General features: G+C 47.8%; 18 protein-coding genes. 13 read left to right on the forward strand and 5 right to left on the reverse strand.

Features of this window, described 5'->3' with window-relative positions; genetic code table 11:
* Positions 1 to 14: 14 nt before the first annotated feature.
* A complete protein-coding gene (locus OGX96_RS12115) occupies positions 15 to 992 on the reverse strand; it encodes a Bug family tripartite tricarboxylate transporter substrate binding protein (protein WP_008785593.1) in 978 nt (325 codons plus the stop codon).
* Positions 993 to 1,145: 153 nt separating this feature from the next.
* On the opposite strand from OGX96_RS12115, the gene tctD reads away from it, so the two are divergent.
* The 13 genes from tctD (at position 1,146) to OGX96_RS12180 (ending at position 16,799) form a co-directional block, all read left to right on the forward strand.
* Entirely contained in the window at positions 1,146 to 1,820 is a 675-nt protein-coding gene (gene tctD / locus OGX96_RS12120) for a transcriptional regulator TctD (RefSeq protein WP_003826032.1), read from the forward strand.
* Complete coding sequence (locus OGX96_RS12125; protein ID WP_286583139.1) at positions 1,807 to 3,219, forward strand: sensor histidine kinase; 1,413 nt, start codon at positions 1,807 to 1,809, stop codon at positions 3,217 to 3,219. Before tctD ends, OGX96_RS12125 begins: the two co-directional genes overlap by 14 nt.
* Before the next feature lie 455 nt (positions 3,220 to 3,674).
* A complete protein-coding gene (locus OGX96_RS12130; protein WP_008785590.1) occupies positions 3,675 to 5,090 on the forward strand; it encodes an undecaprenyl-phosphate glucose phosphotransferase in 1,416 nt (471 codons plus the stop codon).
* Positions 5,080 to 6,366: an outer membrane beta-barrel protein gene (locus tag OGX96_RS12135; RefSeq protein WP_103285672.1), complete on the forward strand. Its 1,287-nt coding sequence runs from the start codon at positions 5,080 to 5,082 to the stop codon at positions 6,364 to 6,366. Before OGX96_RS12130 ends, OGX96_RS12135 begins: the two co-directional genes overlap by 11 nt.
* A gap of 1 nt (position 6,367) precedes the next feature.
* Complete coding sequence (locus OGX96_RS12140) at positions 6,368 to 6,925, forward strand: polysaccharide biosynthesis/export family protein (RefSeq protein WP_003826038.1); 558 nt, start codon at positions 6,368 to 6,370, stop codon at positions 6,923 to 6,925.
* Between the two features lie 2 nt (positions 6,926 to 6,927).
* Positions 6,928 to 9,057: a GumC family protein gene (locus tag OGX96_RS12145; RefSeq protein ID WP_103285671.1), complete on the forward strand. Its 2,130-nt coding sequence runs from the start codon at positions 6,928 to 6,930 to the stop codon at positions 9,055 to 9,057.
* Positions 9,054 to 10,265: a lipopolysaccharide biosynthesis protein gene (locus tag OGX96_RS12150; protein ID WP_198801834.1), complete on the forward strand. Its 1,212-nt coding sequence runs from the start codon at positions 9,054 to 9,056 to the stop codon at positions 10,263 to 10,265. The genes OGX96_RS12145 and OGX96_RS12150 overlap by 4 nt, the downstream gene beginning before the upstream one ends.
* A complete protein-coding gene (locus OGX96_RS12155; protein WP_008785587.1) occupies positions 10,262 to 11,632 on the forward strand; it encodes a hypothetical protein in 1,371 nt (456 codons plus the stop codon). The genes OGX96_RS12150 and OGX96_RS12155 overlap by 4 nt, the downstream gene beginning before the upstream one ends.
* Positions 11,633 to 11,636: 4 nt before the next feature.
* The gene (locus tag OGX96_RS12160) at positions 11,637 to 12,626 is read left to right on the forward strand and encodes a glycosyltransferase family 2 protein (protein WP_198801835.1); all 990 of its coding nucleotides are present in this window, start codon (positions 11,637 to 11,639) and stop codon (positions 12,624 to 12,626) included.
* A gap of 14 nt (positions 12,627 to 12,640) precedes the next feature.
* Positions 12,641 to 13,852 carry a glycosyltransferase family 4 protein gene (locus tag OGX96_RS12165; RefSeq protein ID WP_198801836.1) on the forward strand — a complete coding sequence of 404 codons (1,212 nt, stop codon included), beginning with the start codon at positions 12,641 to 12,643 and terminating at the stop codon, positions 13,850 to 13,852.
* Between the two features lies 1 nt (position 13,853).
* A complete protein-coding gene (locus tag OGX96_RS12170) occupies positions 13,854 to 14,966 on the forward strand; it encodes a glycosyltransferase family 4 protein (RefSeq protein ID WP_198801837.1) in 1,113 nt (370 codons plus the stop codon).
* 2 nt (positions 14,967 to 14,968) lie between these two features.
* A complete protein-coding gene (locus OGX96_RS12175) occupies positions 14,969 to 15,376 on the forward strand; it encodes a hypothetical protein (protein WP_003826052.1) in 408 nt (135 codons plus the stop codon).
* Between the two features lie 31 nt (positions 15,377 to 15,407).
* The gene (locus tag OGX96_RS12180) at positions 15,408 to 16,799 is read left to right on the forward strand and encodes a DUF4832 domain-containing protein (protein WP_198801838.1); all 1,392 of its coding nucleotides are present in this window, start codon (positions 15,408 to 15,410) and stop codon (positions 16,797 to 16,799) included.
* A 46-nt stretch (positions 16,800 to 16,845) separates the two neighbouring features.
* Here the strand turns inward: OGX96_RS12180 and galE are convergent, their stop codons facing one another.
* From galE to OGX96_RS12200, 4 genes are all read right to left on the reverse strand, one after another.
* Positions 16,846 to 17,862 (reverse strand): UDP-glucose 4-epimerase GalE, encoded by a 1,017-nt coding sequence (gene galE / locus OGX96_RS12185; protein WP_003826055.1) that lies wholly within the window; start codon positions 17,860 to 17,862, stop codon positions 16,846 to 16,848.
* Positions 17,863 to 17,929: 67 nt separating this feature from the next.
* A complete protein-coding gene (locus OGX96_RS12190; RefSeq protein ID WP_111465187.1) occupies positions 17,930 to 18,868 on the reverse strand; it encodes a glucosamine inositolphosphorylceramide transferase family protein in 939 nt (312 codons plus the stop codon).
* A 208-nt stretch (positions 18,869 to 19,076) separates the two neighbouring features.
* A complete protein-coding gene (locus OGX96_RS12195; protein WP_003826059.1) occupies positions 19,077 to 19,712 on the reverse strand; it encodes a carbonic anhydrase in 636 nt (211 codons plus the stop codon).
* Between the two features lie 154 nt (positions 19,713 to 19,866).
* Positions 19,867 to 21,039, reverse strand: a complete 1,173-nt coding sequence (locus OGX96_RS12200) for a MalY/PatB family protein (RefSeq protein WP_198801840.1) — start codon at positions 21,037 to 21,039, stop codon at positions 19,867 to 19,869.
* Between the last annotated feature and the right edge of the window lie 93 nt (positions 21,040 to 21,132).

Genomic DNA, 21,132 nt, shown 5'->3' on the forward strand with positions numbered 1-21,132 from the left:
CTTTGCCTCTGCGTTTACTTCGCCAGACCGAAGGCTTTCGCCTGCTCACGATAATCCGTGACCTGCTTTTTCACGTAGTCGTCGAGCTGTTTGCCGCTCATGTTGAACTCAAACAGACCGCGCAGATCGCGCTGCTTTTTAAACTCATCGGTCTGCTGGAGTTTGTTAAAGGCATCAACCCACCACTGATACTCGGCGTCGCTGACTTTTGGCCCAACGTAGAAGCCACGAATGATAGGCCACACGAGGTCATAACCCTGCTCTTTAGCGGTTGGTACGTTGGCTAACTGGCCCGGCAGGCGTTCATCAGAGAACACTGCGAGCACGCGGATTTTGTCGCCGCTGAGGTAAGGCACCATCTCACTGAGATCGCCGGAAACCACCTGTACGTGATTTCCCATCAATGCGGTAACCGGTTCGCCACCGCCTTCAAAGGCCACGTAGCGCATCTTGTGCGGATCGACATTGGCTTTTTGCGCCAGCAACGCCGACTTCATCCAGTCCTGGCTACCGATAGAGGCGCCAGCACCAATGACCACGCTGTTGGGATCTTTTTCCATGGCTGTCAGCAGATCTTTCAGCGTCTTCCATGGCGCGTCCTGACGTACGGCAATCATGCCGTAATCGGTACCCACACTGGCCAGCCAGCGGACATCATCCACGCCGTAGCGACCAAACTTGCCCTGTGACAGATTCAGCAAGGAGCCGCCGGAGAAGGCCACCACGGTGCCTGCTTCAGCCGGGCGTTGGGCAACAATCGCGTTATAGGCCACAGCGCCAACGCCGCCGGGCATGTAGGTCACGCGCATCGGTTTTTCGATAGCGCCGGTTTCCATCAAACTCACCTGAATCAGCTTACAGGTGAGATCGAAACCACCGCCGGGTTTAGCAGGGGCGATACATTCAGTGCGCGACGGCGCTTGTTCCGCCAGTACAGAGGTACTCATCAGTAAAATGCTTGCAGTAAGGGTACGAAATAACTGTTTTTTCATTGTTTATCCTCACACCGGAAAACCGGATTTTCAGGTACGGAAGAAGATTTTTGTGATTATGTGAGCCGATGTGTAGCAGTTCGGTTGCGTGATTGTTAAAACATTAACCTTTCAATTCCCTTTCAATGCGGCAGAAACTTTACAGGATGTGATATGCGTCTCTTATTAGCGGAAGATAACCGTGAGTTAGCTCACTGGCTGGAGAAAGCGCTGGTGCAAAACGGTTTTGCCGTTGACTGTGTGTTTGATGGCCTGGCAGCCGACCATCTTTTACATAGCGAAACGTATGCGCTGGCGGTGCTGGACATCAATATGCCCGGTCTGGATGGCCTGGAAGTCGTTCAGCGGCTGCGCAAACGCGGGCAGACGCTTCCTGTCCTGCTGCTGACGGCGCGTAGCGCGGTGGCCGATAGGGTGAAAGGGTTGAACGTCGGAGCCGATGATTATCTGGCAAAGCCGTTTGAAATCGAGGAACTGGATGCCCGGCTGCGGGCCTTGCTGCGTCGCAGTGCGGGACAGGTGCAAGGCATACAGCAACTGGGGGAGCTGGCGTTTCACGATGAAGGCTATTTTCTGTTGCAGGGGCAGCCGTTGGCGCTCACGCCACGTGAACAGGCGCTGTTGACGGTGCTGATGTACCGTCGGTTGCGACCGGTTTCACGTCAGCAGTTGTTTGAGCAGGTCTTCAGCCTGAGTGATGAGGTTAGTCCCGAAAGCATTGAGCTGTATATCCATCGCTTACGTAAAAAGCTACAGGGAAGCGATGTGCGTATTGCTACGCTGCGTGGTCTGGGCTATGTGCTGGAGCGTAGCGATGAAGTGGGTTAAACCCCAATCGTTGTACCTGCAACTGCTGATGTTTCTGGGCCTGCCACTAATGTTGCTGTGGGGCCTGTCGGCATTTAACAGCTATGTCAGTGCGCTACAGGCGGCGACCCAGGCGTATGACCGGACGCTGCTTTCATCCGCCAGGACCGTCTCCGAGCGGCTGGTGGTGCGCAATAAACAGCTGGAAGTGAACGTGCCATGGGTGGTGCTGGACAGCTTTGAACTGAATATGAACGACCGACTGTATTACAAAGTGGTTGATCCGGCGGGGAAGGTTATCTCGGGTTATGACGATTTACCGGCGATGCCGCCTGCCAACTCGCGCACGCGTCTTTACCCGGCGCTGGCATGGTTTTATCACACCGAATATCGCGGTGAGGCAATCCGCGTGGCGCGTCTGCTGCAGCCCGTCAACGAAGGCGGCATTGTCGGCATGGCGGAGATTTATGTTGCCGAAACGCTGCAATCGCGGCGTTATCTGGCGCGACAGCTGCTGTTTTCCTCGTGGGTTTCGCAAGGGCTGCTGGTACTACTGACTCTGGTGCTGGTTGGCTGGCTGCTGCGCCGGGTGCTACGCCCGATGCGCCAGCTGTCATCGCTGATGGTGCGTCGTGAGCCAGGCCTGCTGACGCCGCTGCCGGAGCTGCTGCCATGGTCGGAAACCCGTCTGCTGATTGTGGCTTTCAACCGTTATCTGGACCGACTTCGCGGTCTGATCTCTCGTCAGGAGCGCTTCAGCGCGGATGCTTCCCATCAGCTCAAAACGCCGTTGGCGGTACTGAAAACTCAGGCATCGGTGGCTCTCGCCAGCGTCGAACCGCGGCAATGGTATGAGAGTTTACAAGCCATGAGTAGCACGCTCGATAATACCATTCAACTGACGGAGAGGCTGTTGCAGCTGTCTGCGGTGAAGCGCAAGGAGCAGGGGGAAAGGCATTTCTCGCCGGTTAATCTGTATGAGGTGGTGCAAACCAGCTGTTTTACCCGACTGGCGCAGTCGCGTAGTAAAGGGATCGATCTGGGCTATGAGGGGGAACAGGACGCGGTGTGGGTCGAGGGAGATGAAGTGCTGCTCGGTGAACTGTGTGGGAATCTGCTGGATAACGCACTGAAATACACGCCGTCGCAGGGGATGGTGACCGCCCGGCTGCAACGAGAAGGAGAGGCCGTGGTGCTGGTAGTCGAAGATAGCGGGCCGGGCATAGATGAGCAGATGGTTCATCAGGCTCTGCTACCGTTTCATCGTCTTGATAACGTTGGCAATGTCCCAGGCGCCGGAATCGGCCTGGCGCTGGTCAATGATATTGCTCGTCTGCATCGCACGCATCCTCAGCTAACGCGTAGTGAGACATTAGGTGGGCTGAGGGTTCGGGTACGCTTTTTAAGCGTTACCGTATGAGGTATTCATGGCGATGATATTTGTTGTTTAATTATAATAAAAAGTAATTAATTGTATTATTAATATCATTTGAAATGTTGTCGTAAGGCAGCTGTTTTTTATTTTAATTACGGTATTAAACAGCAACTCTAAGGTGATTCAACGTCACTGAAACAATACTTTTGTGCAATTTATCATACATAAAACACTTTTTCATAGACCATGAGATGTTATCTGTCAATAGCGAAAATGTTGTTAAAGGTTATCTTTTTTGCTGAGGTAGATAAAACTTCTATTGATGTCATCTGCATTAAAATCATATAGATACGATTTCACTGGGGAGTGTTGTCACAGTAATGAGTATTATTTTTTACATTTACTGACAATGTACCATTGCGTTTTTTAGACTTGTGATATAATTAGCAACATGAAATGAGAAAAAAACAATTAAAGATCAATAAATAATGGGCTGAGATATGCTTAAAAAATCGCTAAAGATTAGCAGCCAAGGATATCCAGTCTTTTTAAAACTGGTCGATTTCATTGTTATCAATGTGACGTTAATTTTTAGCGCCCATCTGCTGGGTTTGGTGCCCTTTAACACCATTGCCATTTTGAGTCTTCTCTTCTCAATCTTTTTCTTGCTGTTTGCTGAATACATTAAAATGTACCAGCAAAAGATTAAGACGATCGGTTTACGTAATCAAAAGCGCTTGGTTTTTTGTACGCTGCTGGCGATTTTTTTTAACGAACTGGTCAGTATGACGGTGGCTGAACCTGAGTCACTGGGCTACTTAGACAGACTGCCTTCCCCTTTTTATTCAGCTATTATTTACTGGTACTTCATTCCATTACCTTTTCTTTACTACATTCGTTTTTTTATTTTTAAGTATTCAACGAAAAAGAGTATACGCGTGGCGATTATTGGTCTGACCGACAATGGTCTGGCCGCAGAAACCGCGCTAATGAATGAATACGCCAATATCACATTAGATCTGGCCTTTTATGATGAGCGCGCCTTATCTCGCTGTGGCGATGTCGTTGATAAGGTTAAAAGCCCCTTTCGTGGTCCGGTGATCAATCTGGTCGAGGAAGCCAAGAAGGGAAACATAGACGAAATCTATATTGCTTTACCGATGGTTGCTTTACATCGCATTCGTCACTTTTTGGCCATGATGTCAGACACCACCGTAGATACCTATATTGTCCCTGACTTTTATACCTACAGTAACAACATGTCCAAGTTACGCTCCATCCACAATCTGCAAACTATCGGTATTTTCAGTTCACCGTTCGAAGGGGCGGGCTCGTTTATTAAGCGGGCGGAAGATTTGGTTCTTGGCAGCATCATTATGGTGATGATTTCCTCCCTGATGCTGGCGATTGCCATTGGTATCAAACTCACGTCCCGTGGGCCGGTTTTTTTCAAACAGGACCGCTATGGCTTGAGTGGGCAAAAAATTAAGGTCTGGAAGTTTCGTTCTATGCGCGTCATGGAGAATTCCGATACGGTTATTCAGGCCACTAAAAACGATCCGCGGGTAACCAAATTCGGGAGCTTTTTGCGCCGCACTTCGCTGGATGAACTTCCGCAATTTATTAACGTTTTACAGGGAAGTATGTCGATTGTCGGTCCCAGACCTCATGCGGTTACGCATAATGAGCAGTACCGCAAACAGGTCGAAAATTACATGATTCGCCATAAAGTTAAGCCAGGGATCACTGGGCTTGCGCAGATCAACGGATTCCGCGGGGAGATCGATGCGCTTTATAAGATGGAAAAAAGGGTTCAGTACGATATTGAGTACATTCAAAACTGGTCGTTATGGCTGGATATAAAAATTATTATTAAAACTATTTTCAAAGGATTTGTCGGTAAGAATGCATACTAAATTACTCGTTATTACCGGAATCGTGATATCGCAGTCCGCATGGGCTGATTTAACACCGAAATCACACATTGGCTTTGCGGGGATAGACTTCCAGGGCAAGGTCGCTGTGGACTACGGTTATAATGATAACGTGTCTTATCAGCCACATAGCAGTGATGCTATCGGTTCCTCGTTTCAGAGTGCGGCGCCCGTTCTTAGTATGATTGGAGAGCGTGGTCAGGATAAGTATTTGCTGATGTACTCCGGGGATTATCGTAACTACTCAAGCGATTCTGCTGATAACTACAACGATCATTTTTTCCGTTTTAACGGTGCCTGGCGGTATGGGCTCAAGCATGGCTTAACCCTCAATCTGGAGGATTCGCTTGGGCATGAATCCCGCGGTCGTGACATCACCGAGGGTTTTTTACCTAGTCAGTTCGAACAGTATGGGATTAAATCTCCGCTGACGACGAATTTTATCAATAGTGAATTGCGCTACAGCTACGGTGCGCCTGATGGTCGCGGCAAAGCGGAACTGGCGTTGTTATACAAAAAACTGACTTTCGGTAACACTTCTGATGTTCAGGACAGTAGTGAAGACTTCTACAATTATATTCAGGAACAGGAATGGCATGAAAATAGCCTGATAGCGGAAGTTTTTGACCAATACTCATCCAGAACGCGCTTTCGCTATAGCTTTATTACTAACCAGCGTCGTTATGATAACAACTCAGAAAAAGACACTAATGAGTATTATTTGCTGTATGGCCTGAAGTCGCAGTTGACGGGGAAAACCAATGTCGACATGAATATTTCATGGCTGTATAAAACATTTGAAAACAACGCAAACTCGCATGATTTTAATGGTCTAAACTGGGACATAAAAGCGGAGTGGAAGCCGTTACAGCAGTCTGTTTTCACGGCCCACTCTGCGCAAAGCATTAAAGACCCATCGGAAGTTGGGGGATATATTTTAGTGACCCAGTATGGCCTTTCTTACCAGCATTTCTGGTTAGGCACTCGTTTTTCTACTTTATTGGACTACTCATTCACTTCGGAAGACTATAAAAAACAGAACAAGGATCGACATGATAAAGATGGCGTGTTTAGTGTCACCATGAGCTATGACTACACGCCGTCGGTTAATTTTGAGATTAAATATCAGATAGATACATTAAATTCGAATAAGGATACTGACTCGTTTTATATCGGTCCCAACGACAATCAGGAAGTCATTAGAACGTTGGGTTATGATAATTCTATGATTATGCTTAAAGCTAAGGTTCAGATCTAAAATGAAAATAATAGAACTGTGCGCGGTTTTGCTATTCAGTATCCTGTTGGTCGGATGCACAGCGTCCAGCCCGCGATTAATGGACGATCCTGCTACTGTTCAGCAGGATTACCGGCTTGGGGCGGGGGATACGGTCAATATCGCTGTTCATGGTCAACCCGATATGACGATGCGGTTTATTTTGGATAAGAGCGGGGAAATTAATTTCCCGTTTGTTGGTGCTCTTAAATTACAAGATAAAACCGTTGATCAAGTGACTAAAGAATTAACTCAACGCCTGACCGGAGATTATTTTACATCTCCAATGGTGACGGTGAGTATTGCCGAGTTCCGCAAATACTATGTTTCAGGTGAGGTAAAAAGTCCAAATGGCTTCGCCTATGAGCCAGGGCTTACCGTCGAGAAATCTATTGCGCAGGCGGGTGGATTTACAGATCGTGCTGACCGAAAAGATATCAACATTCGCCTGTCAGGGAGCAATCAGCTGCTTGAGAATGTCGATTTAACGCACTCTGTTCATCCTGGGGATGTCGTGATTATTGGCATGGGGTTCTTCTGACGATGAAACTATCAATAGTGGAAAACGGCAAAAAACGAGAAAGCAGTGTCGAATTCTCCCGCTTTGCCAAAGAGCTGAAAAAGAACGCCTGGAAAATCGCGCTGGCCGGTATCGTTGCCGGGGTTGTCGCGTATCCGTTAATCAGCATGATGTCTTCAAAGTATGTTTCAACGGCGACGGTGCTGATTAAGGCGCAGGCTGATAATGTTTCTCCGTTTCCACAGGTTGATGGTTTCGATTCAACGCGCAGTGGTTACTACGAAACACAATATGCGTTGATGCATTCACGTATTGTGCTGGAGCAAGCCGTACGTGATATGAAGCTGGATGAAAACCCGGAGTTTACCGGGGAAAAAGCCGGTGCCCAGGGGGCTGATAGCAATGAAAGTCGGCAACTGAGAATGGAGCAAGCGCTGAAAACGTTATCGAAAAACCTGAATGTCATCGGTATTCGCACGACGAACCTGGCTTCCATTACCTATGAATCAACTTCGCCTCAGGTTGCGGCTGATATTGCCAACGGCGTCGCGCAGGCTTTCATCAACTATACGGTGGAGCAGAAACGTCTGAAGGTGGAGAAAGCTCGCGAACTGAATTTTGAAAAAATGGAAGAGATTCAGAAGTCGATAGCCAAGCAAAAAGACGAGATGGACAGCTATCTGAAAAATGCCGGGTTGCTGACCTTCCGTGGTATCGATGGTTTTGAAACCGAGCAGTTAAGTATCGTAACTAATCGCCTGGCCGATGCGACCCAGCGTCGGGTTGCCGCTGAATCCGTCTATAACGAGGTGAACGGGGGAGGTAAGTCCCTTGAGAGCGTTATCTCGCTGCCTTCGGTCTCTAACCACGCTCAGATCCAGGATTTGCGCATCGCGTTGATTCAGGCGCAACGAACGTTGTCCGAACAGCGTAAAGTCTATGGGCCAAAAAATCCCGCCATTTTAAAAGCAGAAGCCGATGTTCAGTCGATCCAAAGCCAGACCGGGCGGGTATTGGGCGAGCTGAAAGTCGGTTTACGTCAGCAATATCTGGCGGCGCTGGCGGACGAAAAAAACTATCAACAGCAAGTGATTGAGCAGAAAGAGATCTTCCAGAAAATGGCGTCAAAACGGGATGCCTGGAACAGTCAAAAGCTGTCGTTAGATAAAATGGAAGACCTGTATAAATCGCTTTATCAACGTACTCAGGAGCTGTCGCTGTCCGGCGTGAATGCCGATGCGGTGTTATACGACCCTGCGGTACCCGCGTTAAAACCGGCGAAACCGAATAAATCTTTATTGTTGCTGATGGTGGTCATGCTGGTGGTGGTGTTCAGCATCATGTATTTCATTGTCAAAGCGGCAATGGATAACTCAATCGGTACCCTTAGTCGCATGAAAAAACGGCTCAATGTTGTTCCGCTGGGTGAAATTCGTCGTTTTAGCGGAACCTCAGGGCGCGCACAGGTGCGGGACATGATCATGAAGAACCCGCTTAATGCCGATATTGTGCACGGTATCCGTACCCGGATTATGCTGGATAATCGACCTTTACAGACGCTCGCCGTGGCGTCGACGGAGCACGGCGATGGGCGTTCTTTGTTGGCGAATCTGTTAGCGAACTCTTTTAGTTTCGACCAGAAAACACTGCTTATTGATGCAGATTTCTTTAACACTGGTGGGCTCACATCCGAGCTGGCGTCAGCTACATCCGCAGGCTTAGCGGAACTGCTGCGCGGGGAGACAGAGCTTGAACAGGCGAGGATCAAACTCAGTGATAACCTCGACTTTATTCCACACGGCAAGAACACCATCTCATCTTTACTGATGCTGTCGTCGGAGCATGTTGAACTCTTAATGCGCGAGTTGAAATCGCATTATCAGCGCATCATTATTGATGTTGCTGCCGTGAATCAGAGCCAGGATGTTCAACTGATCAAACGTGCCGTCGATGGCGTTGTTTTCATTGTGAAAGCCGGGGCGGGGTCCGCGGGACAAATCGCCAACGCGCTGGATAAGATCGAGGAAAATAACGGCGTGGTGATTGGTGCGGTGCTCAATGCAGTTGAAGAAAAGGATCTTGAGACACAAGAGGGTCTGCGTTCACTGAACTTCAGTACCGATCAACTGATGGCAACGCCAGGCCGCGTATGAGTCTACTGAAGAGCGCTTCCACAATAGCCGGTTCATCAGTCATCTCGCAGTTGATTGGTGCACTGTCTATTTGGTTGATTTCACACAAGTACGATATGGCTGAAGTGGGGCTTTATGCGCTCAACTACAGCATCGCCGTGGTGGGCGCTCAGGTGTGTACCTTTGCATCACAGCTGTTAATTCCTAAACAGCAGGATGACGAACTGGTGCAGAATGTTGTGTTTTGCCTGATCCAAAGCACGATCATTGCCTTACCGTACGCTGTGCTGACCGCGTGGCTGTTTCACCAGAACATTCTGTTCCTCTATTTACTGACGCTGGCAACGGCGTGGGTTTTAATCTCGGAAAACCTGTCACTACGCACGGCTAACTTTCGTTTTCTGATCTTCCAGCGCATTTCTGTTTCTGTGGTCGTTGTACTTTCCGTCCTTCTTACGCACCATGTACAGCTGTTTTATTGGTCGTGGGCCTGTACGACGATGGTGCTGACCATAAGCTGTATTTTGCATTCGTTTGATATTCGTTCGGTGGCGGCCAGACATCTGCGACCCGCCAGTAATTGGCATTTTTTCAAACAGAATATTCATCACATTACCAAAGTGGGCAGCGCGGAAGTGCTGGCGATGGCCAGCAGCAATTTGCCTATTATGCTGATTAACTTTTGGTTCTCGGCGCTGACGGCGGGTTATTTTTCCGTGGTTAGCCGCTTTTGCCTGGCGCCGGTGGTGATCATCGGGAATGCGGTGCGCAATACTATTTTTTCTAAATGGTCTATCGACTTCAGAAATAATACCTTCAACTATCAGGAGTATACCAGGGTACGTATGCTATTGCTGGTACTAGGGGTTATCTGTACCCTTGGGGTTTTTATTTTCTATCCGATTGTGATGCGCCTCGGCTTTAGCGAAGACTGGATAAACTCCATTGAGACGTCACGCTACATGTTGCCCTATTTATTCCCGGCGCTGGCGATAAGCCCTCTGACGGTGATAGAGCTTATTTTTGGTTCCCATCGCTATTTTCTGCGTATCCAACTGGAACAGCTGGCGATTGTACTCTTCGCTTTTGTTGTGACGCCCTATTTTTATAAAGATTATGCAACGTCGGTCATCTTGTTTTCTTCACTGACATTTATTCGCTACGCCTTCATTTATCTGAAAATGAATAAGCGGGCCAACCTCCTGAAAGACAAGCCGGTGATACTATGACGCTGAATACCGGATACTATTTACAGGTTTATACCTTTGTCACGCTGATCCTGTGTGGCCTGGTGCAATACTTTACCGGCATGCAGTCAGTGCTGTGGATACCTTTTTTCCTCACCTTATTGATGGTGGGATTATTGGTGATGCAGACGCGTGATGGCTCCTTACATTTGGATGCCCAGGAGACGATTGTCCTGGCGTTGTACTTTTCGTTTCTGGTGCTGGCTGGAGCATCGACGCTGATTCAGGGCGGTATCACCGTCGCGATTGTGGCATTTAAAAACGAAATTGCGCTGTCGCTGGTGATGATCTGTTTGCTGCTGGGCTTTTGCCGGGAATCACAGATTTACCGCGCAACGCGCTATCTGTATTGGGTGTTTTACGCACAGATTCCGGTAATGATATATCAGGTTTTACTGGTTGTTCCCCAGCGCGTTGCGGTGCGCGGCGAAGATGAGAAATGGGACTCCGTGGTTGGCACGTTTGGCGGTGACCCTATGGGAGGCGGGAATACTGCCGCAATGGGTTTGTTTTGCCTGTTAATTATGTTGTTAAAAGTCTCCGAATATAAGCATGGGCTCACCACGTTCAAGTCCATGGCGCTGCATATTGTTCTCGGTATCGGGTTATGCATCATTGGTGAAGTGAAGTTTGTCATCCTGCTATCGCCTATATTCCTGGCGTGGGTGTGGCTTTCACCGAGCTACGTCAAAGACGTTAGTAAGGTCAATCTGAAGACGTTGTTGGTTATTGTGGCGGGAATGCTGTTGCTTATTAGCCTGTCGATTGTGATCCTCGCGTACTATTATTCTACGGCGTTCGGCGGCGATCCGTCGAAAAGCTCGTTAAGTATTTTTATCGACTCCTTAAGCTATATCTTTGATCCGAACTATATTATGTCTACCGGTGAATTAGGGCGCTTTACGACGTTCCTGTTCTGGTTGAAAAATAACGATCTGTGGGGGCTTTCAGGAACGTTATTTGGCTACGGACTCAATGCAACTAACAGTGGTAGTACGGTGTCGCCGGGCTTTTTGAATATTATCTACAACTTAATTCTCGACTCGACTTCCCTGAGTATGCTGCTGTGGGAAGTTGGGGTGATCGGCACGTTACTCTTTATTAGCTTATTCATTTATATCCTGAAAGTTTGTCAGCCAAAGCCATTACTGACGCTTGAACAACTGGACCAGCAGGATCTCCAGTTATTGAGCTTTGCACCGGCGTTTAACGCTTTTGCTATCAGTTGCTTAATTAGCTTACCTTACAGCCAGATACTGATGATTACACCGATGTTACAATTCCTGTTCTATTTATCACTAGGATCAAGTTTAGTGATTCGTCGAACCGTCCTTCGCTGTGTAGGGTAATTGTATGGACCAAAAACCGTTTATTTCAGTGAGTATTAAAACACTCAATGAATCTGAATGTATTGAGAAAACGATCGACAGTATTCGCCGGCAGCTTGTTGATTATCCGCATAAAATTATAGTGGCAGATAGTCTGTCAACGGATAACACCCAACAGCTTGCTATCGATAAAGGGGCGACCGTGGTGTCCTTAACTAACCCAGACGATCGCTGCTGCGGCGTCGGGCATCAGTTAGGTTATCTGTATAGTGAAGGGGAATATCTGCTACTGATGGACGGCGACATGGAGCTGGAAGAGGGCTTTGTGGATCAGGCCGTCGCGTTTTTGCAGGCCGAACCGGAATATGCAGGCGTTGCGGGAACCGTTGAAATGGACGATGCTGTTAACTATGAATTTAAATCGCGTAAGCAGCGTATTAATAAAATTTATCCGCTCGGGGATAGTGACCATTTAGGCGGTGGCGGGTTATATCGCCGATCTGCAATTGAAAAAATTGGTTATCTTACCAACCGTAATTTGCATGCTTATGAAGAAGCCGAACTGGGCCTGCGTTTGCGCGATGCGGGTTATAAACTGCGTCGTCTGAATATTCCGTATTTTATTCATACTTCCCATACTATGCCGACCTTTCAGATGCTCAAGCACCGCTGGAAAAGCGGATACTATCAGGCTCCGGGCGAGCTTTTACGTTGTGCCTGGGGAAAACCTTATTTCGGCAAAGCGTTAAAAATGGTCAGGAACGAAGCGATTTTTTCTGTTTATCTGATTGCTTTGTTAATTGCGGCGGTGACCTTCAATCTCGAACTTTTCGACATTGCCTTTTTGCCGTTGCTTGCGTTTATTGTCCTGAAAACCGTGCAGAATCGATCGTTATTGAACGGATTGCAGAGCGTAATGAACCTGGCCGTGCTTTCAGCCGGGCTGGTTAAAGGCTTGACTAAACCAGTACGCGATCCGTTGACTCCGCCTGACAGTAAAATCATTCATGAATAACTAAGGCTGGCGCAATGAAAGTTTTATTAGTGAATAAGTTTTTTTTCATTAAAGGCGGCGCGGAAACGGTTTATTTTCAAGAGCGCGATATGCTGAAACAGGCCGGAGTGCAGGTTATTGATTTCTCTATGCTTCATGAGAATAATTTCCCCTCGGACTATACGGATTATTTCGTCAGTAATGTGGACTACCACAAAGCGAGCAATCTGCTGGGTGGTATCAAAACGGCGGTTAACTTTATTCATAATTCGCAGGCCTGCAAAAAAATGCTGGCGCTATTAGAAAAAGAGCGCCCGGATATCGTCCACTTTCACAACATCTACCATCAGTTAACACCGGCGTTGATTAAAGTTGCGCGCAATTTTGGCTGCAAAACGGTGCTGACTGCGCATGACTATAAGATTGTGTGCCCTGCGTATTCCATGCTGCGCGACGGCAAGGTGTGTGATTCCTGTATCACCGGAACGGTTTTCAATGCCTTCAGGTATCGTTGTCAGGAAGGTTCAGCCTCAAAAAGTCTTCTGCTCTCCCTGGAGGCAACCTGGCAGTATATTGCACAAAACTATCAGGCACTGGATGTGATTGTTTCACCAAGCGTTTTTTTACGCGGTGTCTTGCTGCGCACGCTGCCAAATTCGCGCATTGATGTCATCGTCAATGGCGTTGATGACAGCCGTCCTCTGGCCGAAGTAAACGATGAAGGCTATATGCTGTACTTCGGTCGTCTGAGCCGTGAAAAGGGCGTGGCAACGTTGTTGGCAGCGCATAAAAAAATGCAGAACAGCGCGCCGCTGAAAGTTGTGGGGCACGGCCCGTTGCATGATGAATTAGCCGCCAAATATCCGGACGTTGAGTTTTTAGGTTATGTGCAACAAGGGGAAGCGCTCGATAAGCTTATTAAGCATGCGCGAGCGGTGATCCTGCCTTCAGAATGCTATGAAAACTGTTCAATGGCGATATTAGAGGCGATGTCCTTAGGCAAGCCGGTTATCGGGTCGCGCATTGGTGGCATCCCCGAACAAATTCGTGACGGTATCGAAGGGATTTTATTCGAACCGGGTAATGTGCAGGAGTTAGCCAATGCGATGGACGCTCTGGCCGACTCGCCTGAGAAGGCGAGGAATATGGGTTTACATGGCCGTGCGCGGTTGAGTGAAAAATATGCGCTGAGTAAACATATGGATACCCTACAGGCGCTGTATAAAGAACTGCTGAGCAGGCCATAGTATGAGTAAAAAAATAACGGTTTTTGGAACGCGTGGTATTCCCGATGTATTGGGCGGTGTGGAGACACACTGTCAGAATCTTTATCCTGCCATTAAACAGCAGTTCGACGTGGATATTTGCGTGATTGCTCGCTCGCCATATGTAAATTACAAACGATCGGTATATAAGAAAGTCGAAACCTACGCGCTGTGGGCGCCCAAAAAGCGCTCGCTGGAAGCGATTGTCCATTCCGTTTTAGCGGCGTTTAGGACACGTATCGACCATTCGGATATTGTGCATGTCCATGCTATCGGCCCTGGCCTTGTGATCCCACTCTTACGCGTGATGGGTAAAAAGGTGGTTTTTACCCACCACGGGCCTGATTACGATCGCCAGAAATGGGGGTTTGTAGCCAAAAAAATATTGTTGCTGGGTGAGCGTTGGGCGGTCAGATATGCCAACGAGGTGATTGTGATTTCTGAAGTTATTAATCAATTGATCCAGAAAAAACACGGTCGCTATGATGCGCATTTAATTCACAATGGCGTGAACGAGCCGCGGTTATTATCACAACTCACCATCGACAGTACGCTCTCCCGCTTTGGGCTGCAGCCGAAAAACTACCTCGTGGTGGTTGGGCGGTTTGTGGAAGAAAAAGGGATGCATGATGCCATCGCCGCTTATCAACACAGTGGTTTGACCATGCCGTTAGTGTTAATTGGCGATGCGGATCATCCGACCGAATACAGCGTGCGCCTCAAAAAGCTTGCCGCCGACACGCCAGGTGTTGTGATGACTGGTTTTTTACGTGGTGACGAACTTCAGGCGGTGTTTTCGCAGGCTAAATTGTTTGTGATGCCCTCATACCATGAAGGATTGCCCATTGCGCTGCTGGAGGCAATGTCATTTTCTCTTCCGGCCATCGTCAGTGATATTCCGGCTAACCTTGAAGTTCAACTGCCCGCCGAGGCCTATTTTAAGGTGGGAGATGTGGCGGGTTTGGCTGAAAAATTAGGCCAAGGGGCAACAGCAAATAGCGTGGACTATGGTGTATATTTGCAAAACTACAATTGGCATGAAATCGCCAAAAAGACGGTTAACGTCTACCACTCCATTGATAAAGATATAGGTTAATTTTGACCAGTCCTCAAAATCGTCCTCCTGCCATCGAACGGTTTTACGCTCACCTTGATGAGCGGATAGCGGAGGAATTGACCCCTGAACAAAAAGAAGGGGTGGAAAAAGCGCTCCTTGCTACAACCCTGACTTCGCGGCATCAGATCGATATTCGCAGAAGCTTTCCTTTTTTCAGTAAGCGTTATTATCTGGTTTTTTTGTTTGGCAGAGATTTACGCCGCCAGCATCGCCAGGAATCAACCCTGTCGAGAATGTTACTCACTTTTTTGCTGCTGATTGCCGTGCTATTCGTCACCTGCTGCATATTGCTGACGCTGTATATGATCAAATCCGCGTTAGGTATTGATGTGTTCCAAAATTTTCACGTAGGTATCTGGGACTGGTGGTTAAGCCTGAAAGACCGCTAGCGTTAACAAATTGGTGGAGGACGTCATTGCGATGAAGCGTAAATGGGTTTGTGCGTTGTTGTGCATGTTTTTCCCGCTGACGGTTATGGCCGCATTGACGACCGTTACCCCCAAAGCATTGACGGGCCCGTTAACCAATCCGGGGATTGGCGTGGCAAGTTTTCATCAGGGATACGGTGAAACGCTGGGGCTGGCGGACTATCCCAATACCGGATTTGAATACGAGCGTTTTTACTGGCGGGATCTGGAGCCAGTCGAAGGCCAGTACAATTTTGCGTTGGTGGATGATGCTTTCAAATACGCGGCGGCACATCGTCCTGCGATGAATGTCGGGCTACGATTTATGGCTCTGGCAGAGCCGGAAAGCGGTTCGCAAATTCCTGACTGGCTGATTAAAAAAGGTGTGAAAGGAACCTGGACGCCGGATAAAAAGACATTTGCCCCGGATTTAGACGATCCTCTGTTTATTCAATACAGTCAGCGTCTGTTGAACGCATTTGGTAAACGCTACGATGGTAATGAGAATCTCGCGTTTGTTGATATTGGCATGGTGGGATCGTGGGGAGAATGGCATAACAGCAACTTCCCGAACCTGAAGCCATTACTGGAGCGATACACCACGGCGCAACTGGATCGCTACGTCGCGATGCACTTTTCTGCTTTTCCGGTGACGCCAAAAATCATGTTGATAAGCAGCGGACAAAGTCTGGCGAATGCGGTGGCTCGTGGGGCAGGGTGGCGTGCGGACTGTTGGGGGGACCTGCGCGTATTTTCGGACACCTGGAACCATATGGCTGATGATTACCCGCAGCGATTGCTGGCTGCGCAGCAGAGTTATTCAGGGTTCAACGACGCCTGGAAACGTGCGCCGGTGAGTCTGGAGATCTGCTCGTATATGCAGGACTGGAAGAACACCTTTCACTATACACGTGCTGAAGTGCAGGGGATTTTTGACTGGGCGGTCAAGCAGCACGCCAGTGCCATTAACCTGAAATCGAGAACGATACCCAGCGACTATCGACCGATTGTCGACGATGCGCTGACCAAATTGGGCTATCGATTTCGCCTTGCGTCCCTGAGCCATGAGTCCGTGTGGGACAGCGGACAAACGCTGACATTAAACAGTACCTGGTACAATGAGGGTGTCGCACCGATTTATCTGCCTTACATACTGGCATTCCGGGTCGTAGACAGCGCCAATAAGGTGGTGGCACAGGGGAATTCCGCGGAGGATATTCGCCGCTGGCTCCCCGGTAAGTATCAGGTCAGTTATGCGTTATCTATGCCTGGCCGACTGGCGGAAGGGCAATACGCGATTGAGGTTGCGATGCTGGATAAGTCGGGTGCGGCGAGAATTAACTTTGCCAATGAAGGGAAACAGAGCAGCGGCTGGTACCGGGTGTCAACAATAACGGTACGCTAGTCAGACACAGCAGCGAGCCTGACGGTCAGGCTCGCTGCTGAGAACATTAAATTTGATACCCATTCGGGTTATTTTTTTGCCAGTTCCAGGTGTCACGCATCATTTCATCAAGGTTATAGATGGCCTTCCAACCTAGCTCTTTGTATGCCAGCGATGGGTCAGACCAACATTCGGCAATATCTCCGGGTCTTCTGGCGACAAACTGATAGTTAATTTTTGTCTGCGCTGCTTTTTCAAACGCCTCAATCAGATTAATTACGGAATAACCGACACCGGTACCGAGATTAATCACTTTGTAAGCCGCGCCTTTGTTCTGGCAATCCAGCGCGGCTAAATGACCGGTCGCCAGATCCATGACGTGAATATAATCACGCACACCGGTACCATCAGGGGTTGGATAATCATTACCGTACACCGACACGGTTTCCAGCTTACCAATCGCGACCTGGGAGATATACGGAACCAGGTTATTAGGGATACCGTTAGGATCTTCACCAATCCGACCCGATGGATGGGCGCCAACCGGGTTGAAATAGCGCAGGCAGGTAATGCGAAAATCCGGCTGTGCACGTGAGAAATCGGCCAGAATTTGTTCGACCATCAACTTAGACGTGCCGTACGGATTAGTGGTACCACCCGTGCGCGATTGCTCGCTCAGCGGCACGCTTTCTGGATTACCATATACCGTGGCAGATGAGCTAAAAATGAAACGATTAACGCCAGCGGCCAGCATTTCATCCAGCAAAACCAGCGTACCGGTGACGTTGTTTTCATAGTAGGCGAGGGGCTCTTTTATCGACTCTGAAACCGATTTGAGTCCCGCAAAATGAATGACATCGGTGATGTTATGGTCGGCGAAAATGTTTTTTAATGCCTGCCTGTCGAGAACATCGGCGATATAGACAATGGGCTCTCTTCCGGTGAGTTCCGCGACCCTGTCCAGCGAGATTCTGCTGGCGTTCGCCAGATTATCGATGACTACGACATCATCGCCTCTTTCCAGTAGCGTTAACACAGTATGTGAACCAATATAACCTGCACCACCAGTGACAAGAATTGCCATACAGACTCCAGAAAAATGCTATAAACCCGAGCGATTTTCTACCAATGCCACCCGAGGATCCAGTGAATCAGTTATTTTGCCGGGTAAGGTAAGTGTTTCTGTATTTTATCATACATTTATATGATATTTTTTTAAAGATTGCCAACAGACTGAACTTATTAACTTTTGTATCATAAACAATATAGTTATTTGAGAAGTTCAGCGTGTGGACGCCATCACTGTGGTTGATCGACGAATTGATTTGTTCGATCAGAGCTTCAGCAAAATTAGCGTCATTCAGCGTCACTAATTCTTTGATATAGATTGATTTTCCATAAGTTTCCGGCGTGCATTCCTGAGTAAGGAAGTATATTTTGTTATCAACATGATAAGGGGCACCCGCTCCCCGATGATGAGGATTGCTCACCTTCAACGCCGGGGTAATCCGCTGCCATTGTCCATAAATATGATCTGTCGAATGAATAATTATTTCGTTATCCATCGTGGTGGACAACAGATAACAGGTTTCATTAATTGAGATAAATACGTTGTCGGTTAATTTGGTATCAGAGATTAAAACTTTAACTTGCTTCCAGCGTGCAGGGAACTCAATTGACTGAAACAGTATTACCTCTTTTCTTTCTGAAGACTCGGGGATCATGAACAGTTGATCGTTGATATGTATCAGATAAGGGAAAGACAAATGACACTTTAAGTCGTCAAAGCCTTCAAGCCTAATATCTTCAAGTTCAACCAGATCACGGTCAAGAACGCGACATCGTAGCGTGCCTTTTGAGTTACGAAAGCTAAAAGCTTCATAGAAAACATACAGTTTATCGTCTTTTTCAATCAGAAAAGGATCGGCCTGAAATGTATATTTCTTTTTTAACTGCTGCGCAGTGGAATTGCTTAATATCTCCAGAGTGTTGTCGGGGAATAAGTGTGTACCATTATCCTTAATAAGCATGATATCCCACGACTCATGATAAAATATCATATTTATTATTTTTTTTATTTTTGCTTGCATTCGTACCGGCTCCTTTTTATCGCCTGCACCATGTATGAACAGCTGTCTGTACTCTGTGCATGAGACCTGTCGCAATATTTTATAATATGTGCGAAATCCGATGTAGGAACACCAGTAGCTATTTTAAAGCTAGTCGCAAGTCTGTGCTTTGTCTATAGCACAAAAGTAGGTAAAAGCTATCCAGAGCATCCTTGCTCCAGTGGGGGAATTACTCGAAATGCACCTGCGGGTTATCTGCAAGGGAAACGTAGGTTTTGCTGTTTTTATCCAGGGTACGGATTTCACCGCTTTCGATGTCATACACCCAACCGTGCAGACGAAGCGCATTATTGCGCAGCCCAACCGCGACACAAGGATGCGTTTTAATGTTGTTAAGCTGTGCGATAACGTTCTCTTCCACCATGGCGTTAACTTTATCGATTGGGTTATCCCAGGTTTTTTTATCGACCACGGCTTTCGCGGCATCGGCATAGTGCAGCCAGTGAGCGACAGCGGGCATCGGATCCAGGGGCTGGCTATCGGCAATGGCTTTCATTGCGCCACAATTAGAGTGACCGCAGATGACGATATCCGTTACGCCAAGTGCGACAACCGCGTATTCGATGGTTGCGGATACACCACCCGGTTCCGGACCAAATGACGGTACGATATTACCGGCGTTGCGGATAACGAAAAGCTGTCCTGGATCTTGCTGAGTAACGAGTTCTGGTACCAGGCGGCTATCGGAACAGGAGATGAAAAGTGCCTTAGGATTCTGGCTGGATGCCAGGCTGCGGAAGAGTTCCTTGCGTTGAGGGAAAATCTCTTTTTGGAAGTTGAGGAAGCCCTCGATGATATGTTGCATAGCAGTGTCTCTTGTCTCTGTTTAAGCAGGTTATGATGAAGATCACACTTTCCAGTTTAACACCAGCCGACAGAAGGGAAAGACTTTATAGCAGTTCAGCAACATCTTTGGATAATTTTGCCCCACCGTGGCAGGGCAAATCGTGTGATGTACGCTATGCGTTCTGCCATTTCTGGTATGCCGCTTTTAGCCTGTTCATCGCGTCTACCAGTACTGGGCGCGGGCAGCCAACGTTGAGTCTCATGTGCCCCTCTCCACCGGGACCATATTGCGCCCCAGGTGACAGGCCAAGCCTAGCGTCATGCACAAAAAAAGCGCTTAGCTGCTCATCGCTGAGATCCATTTTTTCCGCATTCAGAAATAACAGATACGACGCGCCGCCATACACTATTGAGATCAAAGGACAGTGCTTTTCGATTTCACTTTTTACAAACGCTACATTGTCGGCCAGATAGGCCAATAGTCTCTGGTGCCAGTCGGCACAATGGGTAAAAGCGCTATAAATGGCCGCCTGCTGCAATGAATGCGTCTCGGCAAGGTAGCAGTTATCCAGAAAGTGGTAGAACTGATGGCGTAATTCATCATTCTTAATAATGGCGATTCCGCCCTGGATCGCCGCCGTATTGAAGGTCTTGCTGATGGAAGTAAGCACGATTGACCGACTATTTGGTGCTTCATCAACAGTAAAAAACGGCAAATGGCGCTTTCCTGGCAGGGTTAAATCACTATGCACTTCATCAGACAGAATGATGACGCCTGCCTGCTGGCAATAGTGGCTTATTTTTTCCAACGTTTCCCGCGACCACACCATTCCACCTGGATTATGCGGTGAAGGGAACAAAAACATTTTGCACTGCTTGAGTTTCTCGCTGAAATCATGCCAGTCAAATTCATAGTGCCCGTTTTTCTCAATGAGGCGCGTCTGAATCAAATTCCTACCGCTGGTGTTTACCAGATTAGGATAGGGATCATAGATTGGCGTACAGGTTAAAATATTATCGCCTGGACGGGTAAGCGCCATTAAAGAGAGTACGATAGTTTTTATAACACCGGGAATAAAATGTAACCAGTGTGCCTTGATATCGGCATCATACTGTTGTGCATACCAATGAATAACAGATTCTTTCCATTGTGGATAATCCAGGTTATAGCCTTGCACAGGCTGCGACACCACCGAACGCAGCGTGCTCATGATTGGCTCTGGTGTCGCAAAATCCATATCTGCAATCCACAGTGGTAATACATCGGTGGTACCGTACATCTGTTGTAATTGCCCGTATTTACGACAATTAACATCCCTTGTGACAATATCATCAAACAAAGACATTGTTGACTCCTGGAAAGTCTCTGAAAATAGTGTAAGCAACGCAAAAGCGAAGAATGTTTATGTATATCTAATGGATATATTTAATTTACCCTG

Origin of the sequence: Citrobacter sp. Cpo100, assembly GCF_030332595.1 — a bacterium.
Taxonomy (GTDB): domain Bacteria; phylum Pseudomonadota; class Gammaproteobacteria; order Enterobacterales; family Enterobacteriaceae; genus Citrobacter; species Citrobacter portucalensis.